Source organism: Marilutibacter maris, from assembly GCF_006546735.2.
GTDB lineage: Bacteria > Pseudomonadota > Gammaproteobacteria > Xanthomonadales > Xanthomonadaceae > Marilutibacter > Marilutibacter maris.
In genome coordinates, this window is sequence record NZ_VICD02000188.1 from 1 (window position 1) to 5551 (window position 5551).

The following is a 5551-nucleotide window of genomic DNA, read 5'->3' on the forward strand; positions in this document are numbered from 1 at the left end:
GGCCAGCGCGAGAATGCACCGCGCGAGGGCGGCCAGCGTGAAGGCGGCCAGCGCGATGCCGGTCAGAACCAGGACGGCGGCCGCGGCAACCGCCGCGAGCGCTTCCGCAACCGCCGCGATCGCAACCGCAACCGCAGCCGCGACGGCATGCCCGACGACAGCGGCTCGGAAGAGTTCACCCCGCGCCCGCACCCGCAGGTCCCGGAAGGCTTCCCGCAGTACTCGCTGGGCGACATGAAGCGGATGCCGGCGCCGAAGCTGCTGGAGATCGCCGAACAACTGCAGATCCAGGAGGGCGTCGCCCGCGCCCGCAAGCAGGACGTGATCTTCGCCCTGCTCAAGGTGCTGACCCGCCACGGCGAGGGCGTCGCCGCCGACGGCGTGCTGGAAATCCTGCCCGACGGCTTCGGTTTCCTGCGCGCGCTGGAGGCCAGCTACCTGGCCGGCCCGGACGATGTCTACATCAGCCCCAGCCAGATCCGCCGCTTCAACCTGCGCACCGGCGACCACCTGTCCGGCCGCATCCGCTGGCCCAAGGACGGCGAGCGCTACTTCGCCCTGTCGGTGGTCGACACCATCAACGGCGAGCCGCTGGAAGCGTCCAAGAACAAGACCCTGTTCGAGAACCTGACCCCGCTGTTCCCGCGCCGCCGCTTCCGCCTGGAGCGCGGCGACGGCAGCACCGAGGACATCACCGGCCGCATCCTCGACCTGATGGCGCCGCAGGGCAAGGGCCAGCGCGCGCTGATCGTCAGCCCGCCCAAGGCCGGCAAGACCATGCTGATGCAGCAGGTCGCCACCGCCATCACCACCAACCATCCGGACGTGCACCTGATCGTGCTGCTGGTCGACGAGCGTCCGGAGGAAGTAACCGAGATGCAGCGCACCGTGCGCGGCGAGGTGGTCAGTTCGACCTTCGACGAGCCGGCCGCGCGCCACGTCCAGGTCGCCGAGATGGTGATCGAGCGTGCCAAGCGCCTGGTCGAGCACAAGAAGGACGTGGTGATCCTGCTCGACTCGATCACCCGCCTGGCCCGCGCCTACAACAACGTCGTCCCGTCCTCGGGCAAGGTCCTGACCGGAGGCGTCGACGCCAATGCGCTGCACCGTCCGAAGCGCTTCTTCGGCGCCGCCCGCAACGTCGAGGAAGGCGGCTCGCTGACCATCATCGCCACCGCGCTGATCGACACCGGCAGCAAGATGGACGAGGTGATCTACGAGGAGTTCAAGGGCACCGGCAACTCCGAGGTGCACCTGTCGCGCCAGATCGCCGAGAAGCGCGTCTACCCGGCGATCAACATCAACCGCTCCGGCACCCGCCGCGAGGACCTGCTGATCGAACCGGAACTGCTGCAGAAGATCTGGATCCTGCGCAAGCTGCTGCACGGCATGGACGAGATCGGCGCGATGGAGTTCCTGCTCGACAAGATGAAGAACACCAAGTCCAACGACGAGTTCTTCAGCTCGATGAAGCGCTGAGGCCAACTGCCGACGCACACGAAAACGCCCCGCATCGCGGGGCGTTTTTATTGCGCAGGGCCGGGCTTCAGCCCTGCGGCACGTCCAGCGGTGTCAGCAATTCCGGACCGCGCAGCCCGACCGGATAGACACCGCCGGCGGCGAGCATGTCGGGCGAGACGCGGTCGTCTTCCTGCACCCACGGATTGGTGCGGCGCTCGCCGGGGATATAGGCGCTCCACTCGCCATAGCCGCTCTCCCGAAGTCCTGGCGCGATGAAGTCGACCGGTACGCGCACCAGCCAGTACGGCGCATCGTCAGGCGTCACCGGCGGATTGAAGGTCCACCTGCGCGCGGCATAGATCGCTGCGGCCTCGAACCGCCCGCGCATGCGCCTCATCTGAGGATCGCTGGCGATGGTCTTCAGGTTCACCTGCTCGGCGATCGCGTCCTCGACCGATCCGTCCCGGGCGATCTTGACCAACAGGTAGACGGTCCCGCCCGCTCCAGCCTTGGCCAGTTCCGTTGGGTAGTGGGGCGAAGTCAGGCGCCGGTAGGTTGGCACGTCCGCGTCCTTGTGCGAGCCAAAGTGCGCGCCAGCGACCTCGACAAGGAAGTTGTCTCCGTCCAGTTTGCGCGCTTGTATCCTGATGCTGGTACGCGCACGCACCGCGGCGGGTTCGCCATCGATCAGGATCGGCTTGAAGCGCCAGCCTGGGATGGTCCCGGCGAGCAGCTCGGTCACTGCCGGAGGCAGTTTCTCCAACTGATCGAGCTTCCACGACGAAACGCTGCCATCGGGGTCGATGTCGACCATGCCGGTGACCAGCATGCTGGCCTCGATTCGGTCGCGCACCGGGCGGCTGTCCGGCGTACCGGCCAGCACCGTACCGGCCGCAAACATTAGAGCCAACATCGCGATCCTGCTCAGGTACCTCATTCCATCTCCTCCATGCAGGCCGTCGCCGCGGCTCACAATCACCATCGGCCGACAGCTGTCACAATACCGCTACCGCAGACTACGGGCCATCCGGCCGGGTGTGCGGCATCCTTTCCTGTCCCAACGTCTCGGACCGAACACACCCTACCCCTACCATGCACGGACAAGGCCTGGAACTCGCACTCGTATTCCTGCTCGCCGCGGTGATCGCGGTGCCGGTGTTCCGGCGCTTCGGCCTGGGCGCGGTGCTCGGCTATCTGGCCGCCGGCGTCGTGCTGGGGCCGTTCGGGCTGAAGGTGATCACCAATGCCGAGCGGGTGCTGACCGCGTCGGAGATCGGCGTGGTGATGATGCTGTTCGTGATCGGCCTGGAACTGTCGTTGCCGCGGCTGAAGGTGATGCGCAGGCCGGTGTTCGGGGTCGGCGGGCTGCAGGTGCTGCTGTGCGGGCTGGCCCTGGCCGGACTGTCGACGCTGGGCGGACTCGGATTGAAGGCGGCGCTGGTGGTCGGCTTTGGTCTGGCGCTGTCCTCGACCGCGGTCGGCCTGCAACTGCTGGCCGAGCGCAAGTCGCTGACCGCGCCGCACGGACGGCTGGCCTTCGCGATCCTGCTGTTCCAGGACCTGGCCGCGATCCCGCTGCTGGCGGCGATTCCGCTGTTGGCTTCCGGCGGCGAGGAGGCCGGCCCCGGCTGGCAGGGCGTGGCCAAGGCGGTCGTCGCGATCGCGATCCTGGTGCTGGGCGGCCGCCTGTTGCTGCGCCAGTTGTTCCGCATCGTCGCCCGGTCGCAGATGCCGGAGGTATTCACCGGCGCCGCCCTGCTGACCGTGCTCGGCTCGGCCTGGCTGATGCAGGTCGCCGGGCTGTCGGCGGGACTGGGCGCGTTCATCGCCGGCGTGCTGCTGGCCGACTCGGAATTCCGCCACGAGCTGGAATCGCAGATCGACCCGTTCAAGGGCCTGCTGCTGGGCCTGTTCTTCATGGCGGTCGGCATGAGCATCGACCTGGACCGGGTGATGTCCGAACCGCTGTTCATCGCCGGCCTGGTCGCCGCGCTGATGCTGGTCAAGTTCGCGCTGATCTTCATGGTCGGCCGCGTTCCCGGCGGCCTCGACCGCGGCGAGGCGCTGCGGCTGGGCGCGGTGCTGGCGCTGGGCGGCGAGTTCGCCTTCGTGGTGTTCTCCGAGGCCGTGCGCGCCGGCCTGCTCGACATGGTCGCGCGCGACCGTCTGGTCGCCGCGGTCGGCGTATCGATGGCGTTGACGCCGCTGCTGCTGATCGCGATCTCCAGGGGCCTGGCGCACAAGCCCAGAGCCCAGCCCGAGCGCGAGGCCGACCCGATGCCCGAGGACGGTCGCCCGCAGGTGCTGATCGCCGGCTTCGGCCGCTTCGGCCAGATCGTCGCGCGCCTGTTGGCGATGCACCGGACCCCGTTCATCGTCATCGAGCACGATGTCGAGCAGCTGGAGTTCTCGCGCCGCTTCGGCAACCTGATCTACTACGGCGACCCGGCCCGGCCCGAGCTGTTGCGCTCCGCCGGCGCCGCCCACGTCGACGTGTTCGTGGTCGCGATCGACGACCCCGCCGAGAGCCTGCGGGTCGCCAAGGCGTTCCGCCACCTGTACCCGCGGGCGCGGGTGTTCGCCCAGGCCCGCGACCGCCGGATCGCCTGGGAGCTGATGGACCTGGGGGTCGAGCCGGTACGCGAGCTGCTGTACTCCAGCCTGCGCACCGGCGAGGCGGTGCTGCAGGCGCTGGGTGTGGCGACCGACACCGCACGCCATCTGGCCACGCGCTTCGCCGAGCACGACGAACGCCTGCTGCAGGCGCAACATCCGATCCACCATGACGAGGATGCGCTGATGCAGACCGTGCAGGACGCGCGCCGCGAACTGGAGGAACTGCTCGACGCCGATGCCGGCGAGGGCGTGCTGGCACGCGCCACCAAGGCGGAGCGGCCGCCCGGCTAAGAGCGCCTGGGGCGCATGCCGCTCTGGAACGGCGACATACGCCGCCGCTTCCTGCCCTGACATGTGTTGCGGGAGCCGTGCGAGCCGCAAGCGGAACTCACCGCGCGCTTCCATCGCGGCTGACGCCGCTCCTGGGGAGCCTCCGATCGGTTCAGAGGTTCCGCGCGCCCGGGATGGCGCACACGCGGATCAGGCACACAAGGGCTTGATACGGCATGAGCAAGGTCGAGCTTGGCTTGACCTTGCGACGCCTGAGCAAGTCCAGGACGGATTTGTTCAGACCTTGCCGGGGATCAGGGCTTGTCGCGCAGGAACCGCGCCATCGACACGCTCGACTGCGATGCCGGGGTACCGAACTCGGCGGCGATATCGACGAAGCCCCGCATCACCGCGATCTCGCGCGGCGTGCGGTTCAGCGAATCGCGCAGATCCGGGTCGGCGCCCGCGCGCAGCAGCCACTGCACCACCCCGACCAGGCCATGCAGCGCGGCCAGGTGCAGCGGACCGAAGCCGCGCGGATCGACCACGTCCAGATGCGCGTCGTGGTCGATCAGAAGCTCCATGCCGGCGATCAGGCAGTCCTCGTCGGCGGCGGTGCCCGGCTCGGCGCGCGCGCCCAGCAACAGCAGCAACGGGGTGACGCCGGCCGCGCTGACATCGGCATCGCCGTCGGCCAGCAGCAGGGTATCCAGCAACGCGACCAGTCGCGTGCGGTCGCGCGCGGTGAAGCCGAACATAGCCGCGCAGTGCAGCGGGGTGCGGCCCTGGGCGTCCACCGCATGGGCATCGGCACCGGCCGCCAGCAGCCGCCCGGCCATGTCGGGCAGGCCCAGCGCGCATGCCACCATCAATGCGGTCAGCTCGCCCGGCAGACGTTGCTCCAGCGGCGCGCGCGCCGCGATCAGGCGGTCGACGATCTCGGCATGACGCATGCTGACCGCCGCCGACAACGGCGTCGCTCCCGAGTTCGCCGCCCGCTGCGGGTCGGCACCGCGCGCGAGCAGCAGTTCGACCAGCTCAGCGTGGCCGCCGCCGGCCGCGCGCAGCAACGCAGTGCATCCCTGGCTGTCGGTCGCGTCGACCGGGAAGCCCAGGTCGAGCAGGCGGCGGACCGCATCGGTATCGCCGACGATCGCCGCGGCCGGCACGTCGCTGTCGCGCAGCGGCCGCCGCGGCAGGGGCC

Annotated in this window: 4 protein-coding genes; 2 read left to right on the forward strand and 2 right to left on the reverse strand. The window is 69.3% G+C overall.

What is annotated here, in order from left to right; genetic code table 11:
- Nucleotides 1-1479: transcription termination factor Rho (gene rho / locus FKV24_RS11095; RefSeq protein ID WP_141482431.1), on the forward strand; the 1479-nt coding region annotated here is incomplete at its 5' end.
- Nucleotides 1480-1546: 67 nt separating this feature from the next.
- Here the strand turns inward: rho and FKV24_RS11100 are convergent.
- Complete coding sequence (locus tag FKV24_RS11100) at nt 1547-2398, reverse strand: energy transducer TonB (RefSeq protein WP_170288284.1); 852 nt, start codon at nt 2396-2398, stop codon at nt 1547-1549.
- 155 nt (nt 2399-2553) lie between these two features.
- Here FKV24_RS11100 and FKV24_RS11105 point away from each other — a divergent pair, with 155 nt between their 5' ends.
- Complete coding sequence (locus FKV24_RS11105) at nt 2554-4368, forward strand: monovalent cation:proton antiporter-2 (CPA2) family protein (RefSeq protein WP_141482433.1); 1815 nt, start codon at nt 2554-2556, stop codon at nt 4366-4368.
- 293 nt (nt 4369-4661) lie between these two features.
- Here FKV24_RS11105 and FKV24_RS11110 read toward each other — a convergent pair.
- On the reverse strand, nt 4662-5551 hold an 890-nt coding region (locus tag FKV24_RS11110; RefSeq protein ID WP_211371851.1), incomplete at its 5' end, for an ankyrin repeat domain-containing protein.

Excerpts from the sequence above, each read along its gene's own strand:
- FKV24_RS11105 (WP_141482433.1), top strand. The coding sequence starts at position 2,554 with ATGCACGGACAAGGCCTGGAACTCGCACTCGTATTCCTGCTCGCCGCG.
- FKV24_RS11100 (WP_170288284.1), bottom strand. The coding sequence starts at position 2,398 with ATGAGGTACCTGAGCAGGATCGCGATGTTGGCTCTAATGTTTGCGGCC.